Here is an 18,455-nt window from a genome sequence, read left to right on the forward strand (position 1 = left end):
TTTCCTCCGCTATTTTTCTAAAATTTTCCGGCACTCTGCCAGAAGCTTCTGCTCCTCCTTACGGAAAAGCAGCTTCCCGCTGTATTTAAAATACGGCTTACACCCGTGACTTCCGATAAAGGCACTCACCCGCTCATTTCCTGTAAGCCCTGTCACAAACAGTACCATCTCCTGGTCATCACCAAAGGCTCTTTCCATGAAACCAAAAGCTCTTTCCAGACTGTCCTTTACCTTTTCCGCCACACCCAGTCTTTCTTCTGTCAGTTCGCCAAACATCTCCCGGATTCGCTCAAAACCTTTCTCCGGGTCATGGATATGCTCTTTTTTCAGGGCAAGTCTGTAGGTATCCAGAATATGAAACTGCGTTTCCCATTCCACGGCCTCTCCGCGGGAAATCAGTTCCGTTTCCAGCTTCACAGCAAGGCTTTTCCTCTGCTCCTTCAGAAATTCTTCTATACACTGGATATCCTGTTTTTCCTGTAGATATTTTTTTAAATGTGTCAGCAGCCTGTGAACGCCGCCCACTTTTTTGTCCGTTTTTTCAAATTCGGAAACTTCCCTGTTTATTCCTGCCAAAAGCAGCCCCGTCACAGTAAATCGCTCCTCAAAGGAACCTTCCTTTGCCATGGAAATCTTTTTCTCATACGCAACTTCGTTCAGCTTGCCGTCCAGGATTTCCCTGATACCATAATCGCTCCCGTATTTCCGGTATAACTGATAATAAGCGGTAAAATCCCTGGCAACCTCTTCCTTTTGTAAAAACTGGGACATCAGCTCATCCGTCACAGGGATTTCCAGTTCCTCGTAGCTTTTCAGAAGCTCAGACAGATCCTCCCACCCTCTTGCCGTGACAAAGAATTTGCCGTCCACTGTATTTTCCACTATGTAAAAGCTTTCCTCCTTAATGCTCAGATAGGACAAAACCGCTCCGTGTACCTGGTTTTTCCAGGCATACTCCATCCACACGGAAAGATCCGGCATAATGTCGATTTTCCGCACGCGGTCCAGGGTTACAATATCAAATTCCCGGACGGACTTATTATACCGGGACGGATTTCCCGCTGCAACGATCATCCAGCCCTCCGGTACCTTATGGCTGCCAAAGGTTTTGTTCTGCAGAAACTGAAGCATGGTAGGAGCCAGTGTCTCCGAGACACAATTGATCTCGTCAATAAAAAGGATTCCCTCTCTTTTTCCCGTTCGCTCCATACACTCATACACCGAAGCGATGATCTCACTCATGGTATATTCCGTCACATCCATCCGGGTGCCGTCAAAGCTTTTGGTCACGATCTCGGGCAGCCCGATAGCGCTCTGTCGAGTGTGATGGGTGATGGTATACGCCACCAAACCTACTCCGCATTCCCGGGCAATCTGCTCCATCACAGCAGTCTTGCCGATACCAGGCGGCCCCATAAGCAAAATGGGCCGCTGACGTACCAGCGGATAAATCTCCGCCCCGTCGCCGGTGCCGAAGCCCCATTCCCGCTCAAGGATCTGTTCCACAGCCATATCACACGCCAGGTTCCAGAGCCGGATATTTTCCGCCTTTTTCTGAAAAGGATGCAGGTACAGACAGTGCAGCAGCATGTGCAGATAGCCCTTCCTCACCTTCTCAGGATCATGCACGTAACATTTCAAAAGAAAGTCAGGCCGGAATAAAATATGGGTGCCGTCTGTTCCGATTCCCCCGGTTTCCCCCGATGCCTTATATTCCAGACTGGCAAACGCCCCGTCCAGATAAGGATAACGGGCATACAGTTCATTCCGGCAGACTTGAAGGACGCGAAGTCCCAGTGCACTCATTTTACTTTTTCTGATCTCTGCCATTTCGTTTGCAGACATATTCTTCCCTGCTTCACAGGGTAAAATCCCTGTCCTCGTATCCATACTTTTCATCCTTTAACCGCAAAAGCCATGCCAGGGACGACAGGCTTTTCTCTGCCCTCGCAGTCCGCAAAAAGCCTTCCAGCTCCTTTGCCCCAAACCATCCCTGCTGCTCCAGCACTTCCATCTTTCCCACATCCTCCGACCGGATCAGCACCTCCATAGCAGACCGGATGCGCCGCTTCAGATATGTTCCATAAACCTCCTTGCGGGCTTCCTCTCCTTTTTCCATAAAAAAGCCCTCCAACGCGATCTCAAGCTTTCTCTTCTCCTGCCCGGTTTCCTGAAATTTCCGGTACAGCTCCTGTTTTCCCATACTCTCGTCCATTTTTCCACTCCAACAAAATCCACCGGACTTTTTCTTATATTTTATCAGAAAATGCTCCATATGCAACCCTTTCCATAATCGGCAAATAACATATAAAAATATTACAAATTTTGCAATAAAATTAATAGACTTAATCCAATAGTTCTGGTCTAATAAAGACGAGCAATATAAAATACCAGGAGGATATGACAATGGAAAAAATGACAAAAGAATTTGCCTGTGATTGTTTTGCAAACGGAATCGACTGCTCCCAGGTTGTATTCGGCTATGCGGCCGAGAAGCTTGGTTTTGATCCGGACACTGCCAGAAAAATCGCAGCAGCCTTCGGGGGCGGCATGTGGCACGGTGAAACCTGCGGTTGCGTTGCAGGCGCACTGATGGCCCTTGGCTTAAAATACGGTCCATGCGAAAAAGGCGATACCGAAACAAAGAAGAACATGCTTGCTAAAAAGCAGGAATTTGAAGAAAGATTTGCCGCAGAATCCAGTGACCTGATCTGTAAGAAAATGCATGGCTATGATCTAAGCGTACCGGAAGAAATGGAAAAGATCATGGCAGAAAACCTTCTGATGACAAAATGTCCGCAGTTTGCCTGCACTGCCTGTGAGATCCTGGACGACATGCTTGCAGAATAGAGGTCAAAATGAACGAAACTATAAGAACACTGATTGACAAAGTAAAGGCTGACAGTCTCTCCGGCATTGTCCAGCCTAAAGAGACAATTGTTACACTCCTTGGCATCTCACAGGACAGTGATGAATACCGCTATCTGTGCCAGTCAGCCTATGAAGCATCCAAACAGATCACAGGCGGCGAAGCATATCTGTGGGGCGCTATCGGCGTGGATTTTGCCGTCTGTCCTATGAACTGCAGATTCTGCTCTCTCGGTGAGGCATGGGGCATTGTAAAAGAAAGCAAAAGCTTTTCCCAAAGCGAAATCATTTCCCAGATTCAGGAATATGTACAGCAGGGTATCCGCTTTATTGTACTGCGCACCACCGAGTTTTACAGCATTGATACCTTATGTGACTTTCTGAAAAGTATACGTTGTGAGGTTCCGGGAGAGTACGAGCTGGTTTTAAACATTGGAGAATTTGATCTTAAAAAGGCAGACAAAATCCATGCCAGCGGTGCTGACGGCGTTTATCATGCCCTTCGCCTCCGGGAAGGAATTGATACCATTTTTGACCCCAAGGACCGTCTGAACACTCTGGCTTCTGTCCGGGATTCCCAATTGAAGCTGATTCACCTTGTAGAGCCGGTTGGTCCGGAGCATACCAATGAGGAAATTGCCGATGTGTTATTAAACTCTATCCGCTATGGTGTAGTCGTCTCCGGAGCCATGGCAAGGACTCCGGTAAAAGGAACGCCCCTAGGCGAGCTGCCTGCTCTCTCAGAAAAAAGGCTTGCACAGATCATTGCTGTCACCAGGCTTTGCTCCGGTGTCCGTGATATTTGCGCACATCCGCCCTCCAAAGCTGTGATCCAAAGCGGTGCCAACGTAGTCGTCATTGAACGCGGTGCCATTCCCCGGGATACGGAAGTGGCAGACAGCCTTTGGAACGCCTTCACTCCGGACACAGCGAAAGCCTACTTTACCGAATGCGGCTATCAGGTAATCCAGAAGCGGGAAAATGTGCCAATTTGAGAATAAGCCGCTGAAAAAAACTTTTTCCATAGTGTTCTCCCCTGTATTATGGTATAATGTGAACACTTGAAATCTATTTTAAAGTATATAACTAGGAGGACTTTATGGAAAAAAAGAATCTACTGGTAGGACAATCCGGTGGACCTACTGCCGTTATCAACAGCAGTCTTTACGGAGTTGTTTCCGAAGGACGTATCCATGAGGAGATCGGACATGTATACGGCATGGTAAACGGAATCGAGGGATTTTTAAATGACACTATCCTGGATTTCGACGAGGCACTTCCCGGCGAAGAGCTGGAAGGCCTGAAATACACGCCCGGCGCTTACCTTGGCTCCTGCCGCTACAAGCTTCCTGAATCACTGGAGGACCCGGTTTATCCTCAGTTATTCCGGAAATTTCAGGAACTGAACATCGGCTGGTTTTTCTACATCGGCGGAAATGATTCCATGGACACGGTGAGCAAGCTTTCCCGCTATGCTGCATCTGTTGGCAGCGATATCCGTGTCATCGGAGAGCCGAAGACCATTGACAACGATCTGGTACACACTGACCATACGCCCGGCTTTGGAAGCGCCGCAAAATATGTGGCTGCCACGGTGCGGGAAATTGCCATTGATGCCAGCGTTTATGAAAAGAAATCCGTTACCATCGTGGAGATCATGGGACGTCACGCCGGATGGCTCACGGCAGCCAGCGTACTTGCCAGAAAATATACAGGTGACAATCCCCTTCTGATTTACCTTCCGGAAACCGCCTTTGATACGGAAGCTTTTCTTCAGAAGGTCGAGGCAGCCTTTGAAAAGAACTGCAACGTGGTAGTCTGTGTTTCCGAAGGTATTCATGACGCAAAGGGCACCTTTATCTGCGAATACGATAATTCCGTAGGCACAGATACCTTCGGGCACAAAATGCTGGCCGGCTGCGGCAAATATCTGGAAAACCTGGTAAGAAGCAGACTGGGCGTAAAAGCCCGCTCCGTAGAGCTAAACGTAAGCCAGCGCTGCTCTGCCTCCCTTCTCTCGGCTACAGACCAGCAGGAGGCCGTGCAGGCCGGTCGCTACGGTGTGCAGGCTGCCCTGAAGGGAGAAACCGGAAAAATGGTATCCTTCGTCCGCTGTGAGGATCCGGATGGCGGCTATCGCATGGAATGCGGACTTGAAGATGTCAATGCGATCTGCAATATGGAAAAAACCGTCCCGCTGGACTGGATCCGGGACGACTCCGATGTGACCGAAGAGTTTATAAAATATGCCCGCCCGCTTATTCAGGGCCGTGCAGAGCTTCCTCTTGGTGAAGACGGACTTCCGGTTGTGGTATACAGGAAATTTAAATAAACAGACAGAAGCCGCTGTTTCCCTGACACTTTACAAAATGTCAGGGAAGCAGCGGCTTCTCCTGCTTAATAACTTTTATGAACGAATAGAAAATCGGGATAATCCTTTATCTTGTTTTTACCATTCCCATTAAAATGGTAGTCAGTAACCTGCGTTTTTTTCTTTCTTCATACCTTTTTTTGCAATTCTGGAGTATCTGTCTCTTATTTTCATCAGACATGGTAATATCATCGGCCAGTTCCGCTAACTTCTCAAACCTCATCATTTCAATCCTCTAAATGCTTATTATACCGTTTACGCAATTCATTTCTGGCGCGCTCCATTCGTTTCTTGACAGCGCTTTCCGAGATTCGAAGTATTTTTCCAATTTCCGCATTGGTATATCCTTCAATGTAATGCAAAATCATAACCTCTTTTGATTTTTGTGATAGCTGGAACAGCTCATCCATCAAGCCAGTCTCCTCTTCCGTATGGTATTTCATGGTGAGCTGCTCATAATCCACCGTCGGATGAAGGCTGTGAAACCGCAGATAGTTTTTGCAGACATTGATGTTCACACGAATCAGCCATGCCTTTTCGTGTTCATCGTCATGGAATGACCCATTGTATTCCAAATACTTGACGAAAGTCTCCTGCACCGCATCACACGCATCATGTTCATTGCAAAGCATTATTATTGAAATTTTATAAAGCATTTGGTTATACCTGGAAAAAACCGCCTCCAGATTTCTTCTTTTATTATCATCCATTAACGTCTTCTCCTTATATGTAACACACATTAAAAGACGAAAAGGTGACAAATTTTTTTATAAGAACCTTAAACCCAACACTTTCTGCCTATGTTGTGCGTTCCTCATCAGTCCCATTAATACCAGTATACCATTCAGCTTCCCGAAAAATTCACTCAAATGTAAATCCTGATACAGAAAAAGCTGCCGCATAAACGACAGCCATTTTCTTTTATTTATATTACTATTTTTCGAACCTTTTGTGGTCCTCCTCCAGTTTATGCTTTACCTCAGCATCATGCTGCATTTCCTCTTTCTTTTCGTTTCTGGTCTTAGGAAGAATGATATTCATAAATACAGCAATGATCGTTGCCAGAACCACCGGAGATTTTCCGAAAATCATGGTAACCCATTCAGGGAAGGTGGACAATGCCGATGTTGCCTGGGAAACTCCCACGCCCAGGGCAGCCGCCAGACCTACGATAGAAGAATTCCTATAGTCCATCTCTGCAGAAGCAACCAGCTTCATACCTGTCATAGCAATGGATGCAAATACAGATACGGTAGCGCCTCCCAGTACGCACTGGGGAATCGTGGTAAGAAGCGCTGAAAATTTCGGCACAATACCTGCCACTCCCAGAATGATCGCTGCCAGTCCCAGTACGCAACGGTTGATCACCTTGGTGGTGGTCACAATACCGACATTCTGGCTGTATGTAGCTGTGGGAAGCCCTCCAAACAGCGCTCCCACAATATTTGTGAGACCATATGCAACAATACCGCTCTGCAATTCCTGGTCCTTTGGAGTTCTGTTCATGGCTCCGATGGTGGTTGCCGAGTAATCTCCAATTGCCTGAATAGAATTGATGGCAAAGAGAAGTCCGATTGCCACGCACGCGGAAATTTCAAAATGTATCCCAAAGTGCATAAACTTCGGGAGCTGGAATGCACTGGCTCTCCCCACGCTGGATACATCTACCATTCCAAAGGGAATGGACACAATATATCCCACAACAATTCCCACCAGAATCGAAGCAAGCTTCCAGATTCCCTTTCCAAAATGATTCAGAACCGTTACCACTGTCAGTGTAAAGAATGCCACCAGCCAATTCTGCCAGGAACCATAATCCGGGTTGGAGGTACCGCCTGCCATATAATTAATAGCAGTGGGATACAGGGAAAGACCAATGGTAAATACCACCGTTCCTGTGATCAGCGGCGGAAAAAATACCCGGATCTTTTTCACCAGAATTCCCATAACTACAGCTATGACACCGCCTACAACCTGCGCGCCCAAAATGGTGTCAATTCCATATCCGTCTGCAATAGCCTGCATACTGGGCACATAGGCAAAGCTCACTCCCATGATCATAGGGAGACCGGAACCGATGGGGAACTTCTTTCCAATAGGAAAAAGCTGGATCAAGGTAGAAAAAGCCGCAACTACCAATGCCGCCTGAATAAGGATCACCTGGTCTTCATTGCTTATCCCCGCTGCCCCCGCAATAATAATGGCAGGTGTCACACACCCCACGATCATTGCCACCACATGCTGCAACGCCAGAGGAAGAGCCTCATGGAACTGGGGTATGCCGTCTGTTTCAAAAATGCTGCCTCTTTTCATAGAAACCTCCCGATTTTTACATTATTCATGTATCGTGCTCCCATTATATCAAATCGGGCATGCAAAAACAATTAGGTTCCCTAAAAATTATTGTTGTCATCATTCACAATCTTTTCTCATGAAATTTGTCTACTTTTCAGCAGCTCTCTCCCAAAATCCCTTATGTCAAAAGCTCAAAGGTGTGATAAAGATCCAGCCTTCCATATCCCCAGTCCGGATTCGGGTACTGCATTCTTTCCTCCCTTCTGGCCCCTCTCTCCAAATAATACTTCACACTGGAGCCTGAAAAATAAGGCTGATTTCCTCTGATGACCGCCCACTCGAACAGCAAAGCCGCCACCCCTGCTGTCTGCGCTGCTGCCAGACTGGTTCCGGACGCAGTTCCAAAGCTTCCATTTAACAGCGGTACACGGATTCCTACTCCGGGAGCTGCGATCTGGGGTGTCTCTTCCCCGCTTGGCATAAAACCTCTGCTTGCATTTACATACAGGCTGTTATCCCTGTACTGGTACGCCGTCACCGTAATACTATCCGTGGAATCTCCCGGCGCAGTCACCGTATTATAAGGTGATGATTCCAGAAAAAAGGTATCCGGCGAGATCAATCCTTCCACCGGCAGCCACATATGAAAGCTGGCATTCTGCGGCTCCTTTCCTCTCACAAAAATCCTCCATATTCCGGATGCCGGCTGAAGAAACCGGAAATACACAAGGGTATTGCCTGACTGACGTTCAATGGCTACATAATTAACCAGCACCTTAGTTTCCACAAAGACAAAAGAAAGCTCCTGCGTCACCGCCCCCAGCGAGGAACTGATATCCAGCGTTTCTCCTGTGGGAGCCTGAATGGAAACATTATAAATTTCCGGTGCGGTTCCCCAGAATTCCATGGTAAAGCTTTCCTCATTCTCCGCCACCCTCAGATCCACGGATGCCATCTCATTCCTTCCGTTGAAATTGCCGGCATAATGATGCCTTGAAGCACCCTCGTTTCCCGCAGCTATGGAAACAGAAAGCTTTGAAATACCTGCTATATAATCCACATATTGGCTTATGGGATTTTTCCCGATATGTCCTCCCTGGCTTGTTCCGATTCCCAGGCAAAAGGAAAGAGGCATCCCCAGCCCTCTGGCAAATCGTATGGAATAAGCCATTCCCAGCATAAGATCATCCTCCTGAAACAGATCCGCATCAGGTGGAAATAAATAAAATTCCCGCAGATACTGTTTTGCTTGCTTTACCTTTACGATGATCAGGGATGCCTCCGGGGCTGCTCCGGAAAACTCCTCCTGCAAGACCAGATTCCCTGCTGCCACGGCTGCCATCATGGTCCCGTGTCCGTTTGTATCTGTAGAAGGCACCACCTCCAGCGGATTTTCAGAAGCCAGCGCCCTGTCAATATCCTCTTTCGTAAAAAGTCTGCCATAGGGTACCTGCTCATCCGGCCCACCCTCTAAGGTCTGATCCCAGATATACATGATCCTGCTTCCTCCTGCATTGCGGAAAACTGGATTCCGGTAGTCAATCCCCGAATCGATCACTGCCACCGCTGTTCCATTTCCCCGCAGCTGGAGATATGGATGATTATGCAGCCTTGTCACACCGGAAGCATTCTGGCTTTCCAGGTCCATGTATGTATAGCATTTGGGTATCGAACCGTAAGAATAGCTGTTTATCGCAATTTCAGGGATCTGATCCAGAGGTACATAAACCACGCCGAAAATATCACTGATCGACTGAAAGGAATGTCCCGGTATATTTTCTATCATCTCGCGGATATTTTGCTCGTATCTCACAATAAAATCCCCGAAGCGCTCACTCTGAGCCGGCACCTCTGCCGTCTCCTGCGCTCCGGGGACCTCCTGCTGCATCTTTATTTCATTTTCTATAAAATCCTCTGGTCCAAACATTCACAGTCCTCCTCGATTGCCATTGCTAAAGACTATGCCCGTTTGCGTCCCATTATGCAAGCCAGCAGACCAATGCCTGCAAGCAGCGTAAAAATACTGATAAACTGTGAAGTGGAAAGCACACCCACGCTTCCCCTTTCCAAGTCCCCCCTGAAAAATTCCAGGATGAATCTGCCCACACTATAACAGATCAGATATGCTGCACCGACCTGGCCATCCCTCTTTTTATGCTTCAGAATGTACAGCAGCAGCCCATAATGCAGAAAATCCAGAATACTGGAATAAATCTGTGTAGGAACCAGGGCTATGTTATTTGGTGCAAAATCAGAGTTATGAAAGGTAATTGCCAGCGCTCCTGCTGTTTCTCTTCCGTAGCAGCAGCCTGCTAAAAAACAGCCGATCCGCCCGAATCCCTGTGCCAGTGCCACAGAAGGCATCAAAACATCAAAAAACGCCAGAAAATTAATATGTCTGATCCGGCAGTAAACATAGGCTGTCAAAATCCCGCCTATGATTCCTCCAAATACCACAAATCCATCTGTCAGAGTATCCAGGAGAAATCCCGGATCACTTATAATGCTTTTCCACTCTGTAGCCCAATACAGGATCTTAGAACCCGTAAAGCCGCCCAGCAGGCACCAGATCACAAGATAAAAGACATGCTGGTACTCCAGCTTATATTTTTTTGCCCGGTATTCCCCGGTAAAATACGCCGCCAAAATTCCAATAGCTATCATAAATCCATAACCGTACACGGTAAACGGACCGATTCTCAACAATTCATTCTTCAAATACTGCTCCTCTCTTTATTACATCCAAAAGCTCTCTGTTCGCCCTGTCGTTTACACTGCCTGACGCACCTTCCTCCTGGTTTTGTTCCCCGCAGATATCCACACCGGCAATTTTTCCTCCTTTTTCACGTAAATGAAGGAAAACTGTCTCCAGGCAGCTCTTCAGCTCCTCCAGGGACATATCCCCCTGGCTCCAGGTGGTACTGGCATCTTTCTTGCACAGAATGTCCTTATCAATCGAAATATATAATGGCAGTTCCACGGGAATCTCCTTAAAAAAGCATTCCACGGCTGCCGGTAAACCCACTTCGCCGCTTCTATGCCATTCCAGCTCCTCCCTGCTCAGAAACCGTACTTTTTTCTTCAGCACCATATCCACCTGGTCATAAGCTGCCTCATCCGGCCCCACAAGTATGACTTCTTTTAAATTTTCCAGCTCTTCCAGTGCCGAGGCGATCCAGCCTCCGCAGGATAAAAGCCCTCCAAATGCAGGAGGCTGCATATCCGTATGATTATCGAACACCAACAGACAAAATGGCTTTTCCAGTTTTTCAAGCCAGATACGGCTCATATAATGATAGTTCCCGGAATCAATAAAATGAATTCCCCCGGCTGGAAACTCTGCGATCTTTTCTCTGAGCACCTCAAATGCCTCCCCATCGCAGTAGCAGTTTGTTCCGGAAAGGTCCCGGGCCTTCACCCAGGACACCTTTTCTTCCTTCCAGAACTGTTCTTCCTCATATATTCCGGAGAAATCCATTATTACAATTCCGCTGTTCTCTGTTTTATCCATAGCGGTACATCGCTTTCTTATATTTTCTCAGTCCTTCCACTCCTCCAGGACTTCCTGTTCAGTCTCCGGAGAAATTTCTTCCTTGCCGGACAGCTCTGTGTCATCCTTCACCACTTCCGCCGCAATTTCTGTCTCCGTCTCATCCTCTGCCGCAATTTCGGCTGGCCTTATCTCCTCCGATATTTTCTCTGACGTTTTTTCCTCTTTTTCCGTGACATCCACAGACTCTTCCGTTTTTTCCACAGCCTCTTTATCAGCGGAAGTGCTCGTCTTTTCTTCCGTACTTTCCTCAGCAGTGATCTCTTTCTTCATACCCTTTTGCAGAATAATGTAGAGAATCAGATCCAGGACGCCGTTGCACAGAAAGATCCATCCGGCAAACATCAGCATCACATTTACACTCTGGAAGGGGTACGCAATGAGAAAGACACCAAGTACAATAAAAATCAGGCTCTCCACAAGAAACGCTTTCCAGGACGCAAGTCTGCGCTTTTTCAGCTTCAGTCCGCCTCTCATCGTCCAGATGCTATCCACCAGTACAAAGGCCCCCAGCATCACAGGCAAAAGCTTGATCACAACCTGTGGATTCGTAAAAAGGAAACCTCCGATCACCAGCACCAATACACCGGAAAATAAATCCAGTATGGTAGTATTATCTTTTTCACGCACAAAAATATAAATATGATACAGACCGGAACCGATCAGAAGCAGGCCAAACACCACCTTGCACAGTACATCCACAGTCTTCACCGGCATCAACACCAGGCAAAGGCCGAACACAATATAAAAAATACTGGTGGCTATCTGTCCTTTTAAGAATTTATTCACCTTTTTACCCATATGATATCCTCCTATTCTATCCGTTAGTATAACTCTTTTCTGTTTTTTCGTCCATACAAACTTGTGAGCAATAACTCTTAATTACACTTGAAGTTTTCCATACGCGTATTATAATAAAGTCGAAATATCTCGAAAAGTCGTTGGTACCCAATGTATCACCGCAGGAAGGATCTATGAAAAAGAACGCTTCACATTTAAAACTCATTTTTACAGTTATCCCAGTCTCCGTACTGCTCATTTCCGGAATAGCTTTTTTATCCTCTCGTTCAGATTCAGAGGATGCCTGTAAGGAAAATGTCGCCTTGCTGGAAGCCCTGGAAAATGCCGATATAGCTGCAACGGAGAAGCAGCTCAATGATCTGAGAGCCACAGAAGCTTCCCAAAGCCAGGACACCCAGGACTCCGATGACGAGCCTTCCATCCAGGCTCTCAGCACAGTCCAGTTAAAGCAGGCATACCGAGGCAGCATTATCGTAGGAGACTCCATTACGGAATCCATTGTAGAATACGGCTATCTGGACACAGACGTAGTGATCAGCAAACGCGGTCTTCGCATTGATGATGCGGACGAACAGCTTGACACCGCCATAAGCCTTCACCCGCTTACGCTCTTTCTGGCGTTTGGCGCCAATGATCTGGAGCTTTATGAGGGAAATTCCCAGGATTTTGCCGATGCCTACCGAACAAAAATCGAAAAAATCCAGGCCGCGCTTCCTGATACCCCTGTTTATATAAACAGCATCCTGCCTGTCCTGCAGTCAGCCATTGATGAAACTCCGTCTCTGGGCTACTATAGGGAATTCAATCAGGCTCTGGAGACTGTCTGCCAGGAGACGGGCTGTACCTTTATTGACAATTCCTTTCTTGTGGAGGGAAAAGAAAATATGTATGAGCCTGACGGCGAGCACGTAATTGCGGATTACTATCCGCAGTGGCTGACCTATATGGCGGAAACGGCAGGATTGATATGAAACCAGACAGACACATGATCATAAAAGCTGCAATGGTACTTTTTCTGGCAGCCTATCTTGGCTTTTTATATTTTTCGGACTATGCCAAAAACATTCCCATGGACAATATCGCCGCTTCCATGGAAAAAGAAACGGCTGTAACAGACCTGCAAAAGCAGAGTCTTACGGACCTCCGGCGTTTTTATCAGATTGACGGCAATGAAACAGACGGCTGGTTCTTCTATAAAGCCGCTTCTCCCATGGCTGTGGAGGAGGTCTTTATTGTCAAAGGCCGTGACAAAAAACAGACCGATGCTCTTCTGGAAAACGCACAGAAGCATCTCACGGAACAAAAAAATATTTTCGAAGGCTATGGTACGGACCAGATGGCGCTTCTCAATGAAGCCACAGTTGAAAGCCGTGGCCGCTATGTCTACTACCTGTGCGGAGAGGCTGCACCCCAGCTTCGAAAGCTTTTTCTGTCCCTCATTTAACCGTTGTCATGGAGATAAAAGATTATGGTATTTAGCAGTATTTTCTTTATATTTTATTTTTTACCTGTATTTCTGCTTCTCTATTACCTGGTACCGGAACGTTTCCGCAATCCGGTACTTTTAGCAGGAAGCCTGATTTTTTATGCCTGGGGAGAACCTGTTTATCTGCTCCTTATGCTTTTTTCATGCTTTTTTAATTACTACATGGGCCTGGAGCTGGAACGCCTGGAAGGCATCCCGGTTAGCCGCAGACGAAACCTGATCTTTACGGTCACCGTAAACCTGCTGATCCTGGGATTCTTCAAATACTATGGCTTTCTCCTGGATTCCATCGGAAATCTGTTTGGAACGGTCCTTTCCCACCCTGACCTTTCCCTGCCCATCGGAATTTCCTTTTATACGTTTAAAAATCTTTCCTATATTTTTGACGTTTACGGAAAAAAGGTCAGCGCCCAGCACAGCTTTCTCACCTTTGGCGTATACAGTACCATGTTTCCTCACATGGCTGCAGGACCGATCGTTCGTTATACAGATATTGCAGAGCAGCTTAAGAACCGCCGGATCAGCCTGCCGCGGCTTGGTGTGGGAGCCGAGCTTTTTATCAAAGGGCTTTCCAAAAAGGTTCTTCTTGCAGATAATCTTTCCCTGCTGTACACCTCTGTCTCGGCATCCGGCAGCAATTCCGTCGTCTCAGCGTGGCTTGGGATCTTTGCCTATACTATGGAGATATATTTTGATTTCAGCGGTTACTCCGATATGGCAATCGGTCTTGGAAAAATGTTAGGCTTTGACTTTTTGAAAAACTTTGACTATCCCTATCTTTCCACCAGCATAACAGAATTCTGGCGGCGCTGGCACATTTCACTGGGAAGCTGGTTTCGGGATTATGTCTATATTCCCCTTGGAGGAAACCGCGTGCCAAAAGGAACCCATATCAGAAATATCCTGATCGTGTGGGCTCTGACCGGACTGTGGCACGGAGCTAGCTGGAACTTTATTCTGTGGGGACTTTACTACGGGCTGCTTCTCCTTGTTGAAAAATATGCGCTGAAGAATCTCCTTACCAGGATCCCTCCCTGGGCGGCAAACCTATATACCATGCTGGCTGTCATGCTTGGCTGGGTATTTTTCAGTCAGACTGATTTTGCTTCTATGGGTAATTATTTGCTCAGGATGTTTGGAATCACTGCCTCCTGCTTTGCAGATAAAACCGCATTGTATTACCTGAAAACAGGTCTGGTGCTGTCTGTCGTCAGCCTTATTGCCTGCCGGCCCGGTCTTTATCAAGGCTTCAAACGGCTGACCCTGAGGAACCGAAAAACGGCCTGTGCAGTAAATATCGCCCTGTTATTGCTTTGTATTGCTTACATGGTCTATAATTCCTACACACCATTTTTATATTTACAGTTTTAGAAGAGGATCGTTATGAAAAAGAAAAAACATGGTTATCAATATTTTTTCCGGCTCATGGGAATTGTTTTTCCTGTTATTCTGCTGCTTGTTATGGTCATCAATATCATATCTCCCAACCGGAATTTTTCCCAAAAGGAAAACAGGGTTTTGGCTTCCCGTCCGGAAATAAGTCTTTCCCACCTTGCCTCCGGAAAGCTTGCCAGACAATATGAAACCTATGTAAACGACCAGTTTTTCGGACGCGACCTTTGGGTTTCCTTAAAGGCATCTGCTGACCGCCTTCTGGGACGGACAGATGGAAATGGGGTTTATCTTGGCAAAGACGGCTATCTGATGGAAGCTTTTCAGCCTCCATCCCAGTCCCGGCTCAATGCTACTGTCAACTCCATAACAGGCTTTGCTGCCCGCCATCCAGAGCTTCGCCAATATGCCCTCATTGCACCCAATGCTGTAAATATCCTCAGTGACAAGCTCCCCGCTTCCGCGCCTGCCCAAAATCAGAATCCTTATCTGAACGCTTCCAAGGATGCTATGGAAAACGCAGGGATTACCTTTATCGATGTCCGGGATACCCTGACCCAGCACAAGGATGAAGGGATCTACTACCGCACAGACCATCACTGGACTACCCAGGGAGCTTATTTTGCTTATCTGAAGGCAGCCGAAGAAATGAATCTGGACACTGCTTCTGTTTCTTACGAGAAGCTTCCCGTTTCCTATTCTTTTCAGGGAACTCTTTCTGCGAAAAGCGGTTTCCGCTCCAATGAAAAGGATGAAATGGATGTGTTTCTTCCCAGGGACAGCAGCCTTTCCTCAGTAGTCACATACGTGGACCAGCAGAAAAAATCAGCCAGCTTTTATTCCACTGAACAGTTAAAGGGCCGCGATAAATATGCCTTGTTTTTTGACGGAAACCATCCCAAGGTCATAATCAACACCCCTGTCGAAGAAAACAGGACTCTGTTGGTTCTTAAGGATTCCTATGCAAACTGCTTTATCCCATTCCTTGTCCAGCATTACCGCACTATCGTGATGGTGGATCCCAGGTATTATTACGGAGATCTGGAGGAATTGATTCAGGTGGAAAATATCCAGGAAGTGCTCTATCTTTACAATGCTAATACTTTCTTTTCCGATACTTCTCTGGAGTTGGCTCTGACGCCTCAGAATCCGTAGGCGAGGCTTCCAAAAGTGCGTCTATGGCGGCCTGCCAGACATTCCGGTTTTCGCTGCATATCCCGGGAAACTCGTGTTTTGGCAACGGACAGGGGTGCCGCCCTGTTTCAATCGTGACAGAAGGAATCTGAAGCTTCAGAGTAAGATAATCGCTGCAGCCTCCTCCTTCTGTCCTATCCTCAACTGTGGAATGCAGCTTATACCCCGTTTCTTTGCTGATTCTTTCGCCAAGTCGTTTATCCCTTTCATAAATATCCCCAACGCTTCCATAATCCCAATAAATCAGCCTTCCACTGGAATGATAGGCAATGCTGCCAAACAAAGGCTCTCGTCTGGCAAGTCTTAAGATTGCTCTCGTCTCTGCCTCACTTTCCGGATATTCCCCTGCATATCCCTCCGGTCCCGGCTGCCTGTAGCCCCTCAATCTTCTTTCTTCCGTCTGAAGTCCCTGCCAGCCTGCAGCAAAATTACGGTTAATATCAACACCTCTTGCATTTGCCTTCCATCTCCGGAAAAAATTTTCCGCATCATGCTCTGTATTTGAGAAATTCATTCTGTTTTTCCGGCATTCCTCTAATAAATCTCTCAGCTCTTTTCTTCTGATCCCGGATACCCCCTGCTGGCTGATGGTACAACCGTCAGGATTTCCCATAGGAACAATATGAACACATACTTCTTTGTTTTTCTCTATGCCGCCTTTCTCCAAATAATCTTTCATTTGTTTCAGCAAAAGTGCACAGTTCATATATTCCCGTCCGTGCATTCCCCCATGAAGCAACAAATGACAGGAAGCTTTTTCCTGCCCGATCATGGCCTGAAAAATCTCCCTGTCATCTTCTGTTTTTCCTATGGTATTTATCGTCATCTCTCTGTAAAAGCTTTCATTCAGTTCCCAAAGCTCTCTGCACATCTGCTGGTAGGAATATACAAAACGTTCCATAAGCAACCACACGATCTACCTATTTTTCTCCCGCCCCTGTTTTCCTGCTGACCGCCAGACTTACCAGCAGCAATACAGGAAAAATAATAGCGGACAAAATTCCTATTCTCAGGTTATCTCCAAACTGTCCTGACACCATTCCCGCCAATGTGGGACCACCGGAGCATCCCAAATCTCCTGCCAATGCCAACAGTGCAAACATGGCTGTTCCGCCGCTTTTTAAAGATGCTGCAGCTTTACTGAAGGTTCCCGGCCACATGATTCCCACTGACAAACCGCACACGGCACATCCCAACAGCCCTATTACTGGTATTGGTATCAGGGAAATACATAAATAAGAAGCCACGCATAATATGCCGCTGCCTGCCATAAAACGGTCCAGATCAATCTTATTTCCATATTTTCCATAGTATGCACGGGAAATTCCCATCAGTACCGCAAATGCCATAGGACCAGCCAAATCTCCGATCGTCTTACTTACACCCAGTCCTTTTTCCGCAAATGCGGATGCCCACTGGCTTACTGCCTGCTCGCTTGCACCTGCACAGGTCATCATCAGCATCAGAATCCAGAACACTTTTTTCCCGAATAATTCCTTTATAGAAAAACCTGTTTCACCCTCCTCGATCAGTGGGGCTATCGGTGCCTTTGTAAAAATAATGCCATTTATAAACGGTATCACGGCCCAGATAAGCGCCAGAATTTTCCAGTTGGAGATTCCAAATAAACCAAAAAAGATTGTGGAAATCAATACGACTCCCACATGTCCCCAGCAATAAAAGGAATGAAGCAAACTCATTGCCTGTTCCTTATTATCCGTGGGACAAGCTTCCATAATAGGGCTTATCAGTACCTCTATCAAGCCTCCGCCGATTGCATAGATGATTACAGCAACCAAAAGCCCGGTAAACGGGTTGGAAAACAGATCCGGCATTACTGTAAGGGATACCAAGCCGCAGACAGCGCACACATGCGCAATGACAACAGCAGTACGGTATCCTATCTTGTCTACAAAACCTGCTGAAAGCAAATCCACGATCAATTGGATTCCAAAATTAATGGTGACCAGCATGGTAATGCTGGACAATGGTATCCCGTAGCTTTTTTGAAAAGTCAAAAACAAAAGAGGTACAAAATTATTTACAATGGCCTGCACAACATAGCCGATGAAGCAGGCATAGATTGTCGTTTGATAGCTTTTCTTCATGTAGTATTTTCTCCCTATGTACTTATATCCAGCTTTTTTCTGGTATACGATAAAAGAAGCTCCCTGAAAAATCAAGGAGCTTCAAAGGTGCCACCCGGATTTGAACCGGGGATAGAGGTGTTGCAGACCTTTGCCTTACCACTTGGCTATGGCACCGTATCTATTATATTATATGCATTCTTTCGAAAAAGATGACTCCAAGGGGATTTGAACCCCTGTTACCGCCGTGAAAGGGCGGTGTCTTAACCGCTTGACCATGGAGCCGGATTTTAAAGGGATTACTCATTCTCTCGGGCTTCATGCTCCGAAATAGCTCCCCCTGTTGGACTCGAACCAACGACACTGCGGTTAACAGCCGCATGCTCTACCGACTGAGCTAAGGAGGATTAT

General features: G+C 46.8%; 18 protein-coding genes and 3 tRNA genes. 7 read left to right on the plus strand and 14 right to left on the minus strand.

What is annotated here, in order from left to right; genetic code table 11:
* Positions 1-9: 9 nt before the first annotated feature.
* Both ACESZH_RS18165 and ACESZH_RS18170 read right to left on the minus strand, forming a co-directional pair.
* The gene (locus ACESZH_RS18165; protein ID WP_373218081.1) at positions 10-1,890 is read right to left on the minus strand and encodes an AAA family ATPase; all 1,881 of its coding nucleotides are present in this window, start codon (positions 1,888-1,890) and stop codon (positions 10-12) included.
* Positions 1,859-2,215, minus strand: coding sequence for a hypothetical protein (locus ACESZH_RS18170; RefSeq protein ID WP_373218080.1), 357 nt, complete (start codon positions 2,213-2,215; stop codon positions 1,859-1,861). Before ACESZH_RS18170 ends, ACESZH_RS18165 begins: the two co-directional genes overlap by 32 nt.
* A 191-nt stretch (positions 2,216-2,406) precedes the next feature.
* Between ACESZH_RS18170 and ACESZH_RS18175 the strand changes: the two genes are divergently transcribed.
* The 3 genes from ACESZH_RS18175 to ACESZH_RS18185 all read left to right on the plus strand — a co-directional run bounded on the left by ACESZH_RS18175 (position 2,407) and on the right by ACESZH_RS18185 (position 5,200).
* The gene (locus ACESZH_RS18175) at positions 2,407-2,850 is read left to right on the plus strand and encodes a C-GCAxxG-C-C family protein (protein ID WP_373218078.1); all 444 of its coding nucleotides are present in this window, start codon (positions 2,407-2,409) and stop codon (positions 2,848-2,850) included.
* An 8-nt stretch (positions 2,851-2,858) separates the two neighbouring features.
* Positions 2,859-3,863, plus strand: coding sequence for a radical SAM protein (locus ACESZH_RS18180; RefSeq protein ID WP_373218077.1), 1,005 nt, complete (start codon positions 2,859-2,861; stop codon positions 3,861-3,863).
* Between the two features lie 104 nt (positions 3,864-3,967).
* Positions 3,968-5,200 (plus strand): 6-phosphofructokinase, encoded by a 1,233-nt coding sequence (locus ACESZH_RS18185; protein ID WP_373218075.1) that lies wholly within the window; start codon positions 3,968-3,970, stop codon positions 5,198-5,200.
* A 106-nt stretch (positions 5,201-5,306) separates the two neighbouring features.
* Here the strand turns inward: ACESZH_RS18185 and ACESZH_RS18190 are convergent, their stop codons facing one another.
* From ACESZH_RS18190 to ACESZH_RS18220, 7 genes are all read right to left on the minus strand, one after another.
* Positions 5,307-5,465, minus strand: coding sequence for a hypothetical protein (locus tag ACESZH_RS18190; protein WP_373218074.1), 159 nt, complete (start codon positions 5,463-5,465; stop codon positions 5,307-5,309).
* 1 nt (position 5,466) lies between these two features.
* A complete protein-coding gene (locus ACESZH_RS18195) occupies positions 5,467-5,949 on the minus strand; it encodes an RNA polymerase sigma factor (RefSeq protein WP_373218073.1) in 483 nt (160 codons plus the stop codon).
* A gap of 223 nt (positions 5,950-6,172) precedes the next feature.
* Positions 6,173-7,552 (minus strand): uracil-xanthine permease family protein, encoded by a 1,380-nt coding sequence (locus ACESZH_RS18200; protein WP_373218072.1) that lies wholly within the window; start codon positions 7,550-7,552, stop codon positions 6,173-6,175.
* 160 nt (positions 7,553-7,712) lie between these two features.
* A complete protein-coding gene (locus tag ACESZH_RS18205) occupies positions 7,713-9,461 on the minus strand; it encodes a S8 family peptidase (protein WP_373218070.1) in 1,749 nt (582 codons plus the stop codon).
* A 32-nt stretch (positions 9,462-9,493) separates the two neighbouring features.
* Positions 9,494-10,252 (minus strand): prolipoprotein diacylglyceryl transferase, encoded by a 759-nt coding sequence (locus ACESZH_RS18210; protein WP_373218068.1) that lies wholly within the window; start codon positions 10,250-10,252, stop codon positions 9,494-9,496.
* Complete coding sequence (locus tag ACESZH_RS18215) at positions 10,242-11,045, minus strand: arginase family protein (RefSeq protein WP_373218066.1); 804 nt, start codon at positions 11,043-11,045, stop codon at positions 10,242-10,244. Before ACESZH_RS18215 ends, ACESZH_RS18210 begins: the two co-directional genes overlap by 11 nt.
* A 27-nt stretch (positions 11,046-11,072) precedes the next feature.
* On the minus strand, positions 11,073-11,885 hold the full coding sequence (locus tag ACESZH_RS18220; protein ID WP_373218065.1) for a DUF308 domain-containing protein: 813 nt from the start codon (positions 11,883-11,885) through the stop codon (positions 11,073-11,075).
* A 173-nt stretch (positions 11,886-12,058) separates the two neighbouring features.
* On the opposite strand from ACESZH_RS18220, the gene ACESZH_RS18225 reads away from it, so the two are divergent.
* From ACESZH_RS18225 to ACESZH_RS18240, 4 genes are read left to right on the plus strand one after another with little or no spacing between them, the layout of a single operon-like run.
* Positions 12,059-12,856, plus strand: coding sequence for a GDSL-type esterase/lipase family protein (locus tag ACESZH_RS18225; RefSeq protein ID WP_373218063.1), 798 nt, complete (start codon positions 12,059-12,061; stop codon positions 12,854-12,856).
* Positions 12,853-13,329, plus strand: coding sequence for a DUF4358 domain-containing protein (locus ACESZH_RS18230; protein WP_373218062.1), 477 nt, complete (start codon positions 12,853-12,855; stop codon positions 13,327-13,329). Before ACESZH_RS18225 ends, ACESZH_RS18230 begins: the two co-directional genes overlap by 4 nt.
* A gap of 24 nt (positions 13,330-13,353) precedes the next feature.
* Positions 13,354-14,742, plus strand: coding sequence for an MBOAT family protein (locus ACESZH_RS18235; RefSeq protein ID WP_373218060.1), 1,389 nt, complete (start codon positions 13,354-13,356; stop codon positions 14,740-14,742).
* A gap of 12 nt (positions 14,743-14,754) precedes the next feature.
* Entirely contained in the window at positions 14,755-15,918 is a 1,164-nt protein-coding gene (locus ACESZH_RS18240; protein WP_373218058.1) for a DHHW family protein, read from the plus strand.
* On the opposite strand, the gene ACESZH_RS18245 is transcribed toward ACESZH_RS18240, so the two are convergent.
* The 5 genes from ACESZH_RS18245 to ACESZH_RS18265 form a co-directional block, all read right to left on the minus strand.
* Positions 15,860-16,858 carry a M14 family zinc carboxypeptidase gene (locus tag ACESZH_RS18245; RefSeq protein WP_373218057.1) on the minus strand — a complete coding sequence of 333 codons (999 nt, stop codon included), beginning with the start codon at positions 16,856-16,858 and terminating at the stop codon, positions 15,860-15,862. The two genes, ACESZH_RS18240 and ACESZH_RS18245, sit on opposite strands and share 59 nt — an antisense overlap.
* Before the next feature lie 19 nt (positions 16,859-16,877).
* On the minus strand, positions 16,878-18,065 hold the full coding sequence (locus ACESZH_RS18250; protein ID WP_373218056.1) for a sugar MFS transporter: 1,188 nt from the start codon (positions 18,063-18,065) through the stop codon (positions 16,878-16,880).
* An 85-nt stretch (positions 18,066-18,150) separates the two neighbouring features.
* Positions 18,151-18,221 (minus strand) — tRNA-Cys (locus tag ACESZH_RS18255).
* 36 nt (positions 18,222-18,257) lie between these two features.
* Positions 18,258-18,329 (minus strand) — tRNA-Glu (locus ACESZH_RS18260).
* 49 nt (positions 18,330-18,378) lie between these two features.
* Positions 18,379-18,451: transfer RNA gene (locus ACESZH_RS18265), tRNA-Asn, on the minus strand.
* Positions 18,452-18,455 lie beyond the last annotated feature (4 nt).

Origin of the sequence: Ruminococcus sp. 5_1_39BFAA (assembly GCF_964240875.1) — a bacterium.
Lineage (GTDB): Bacteria > Bacillota > Clostridia > Lachnospirales > Lachnospiraceae > Blautia_A.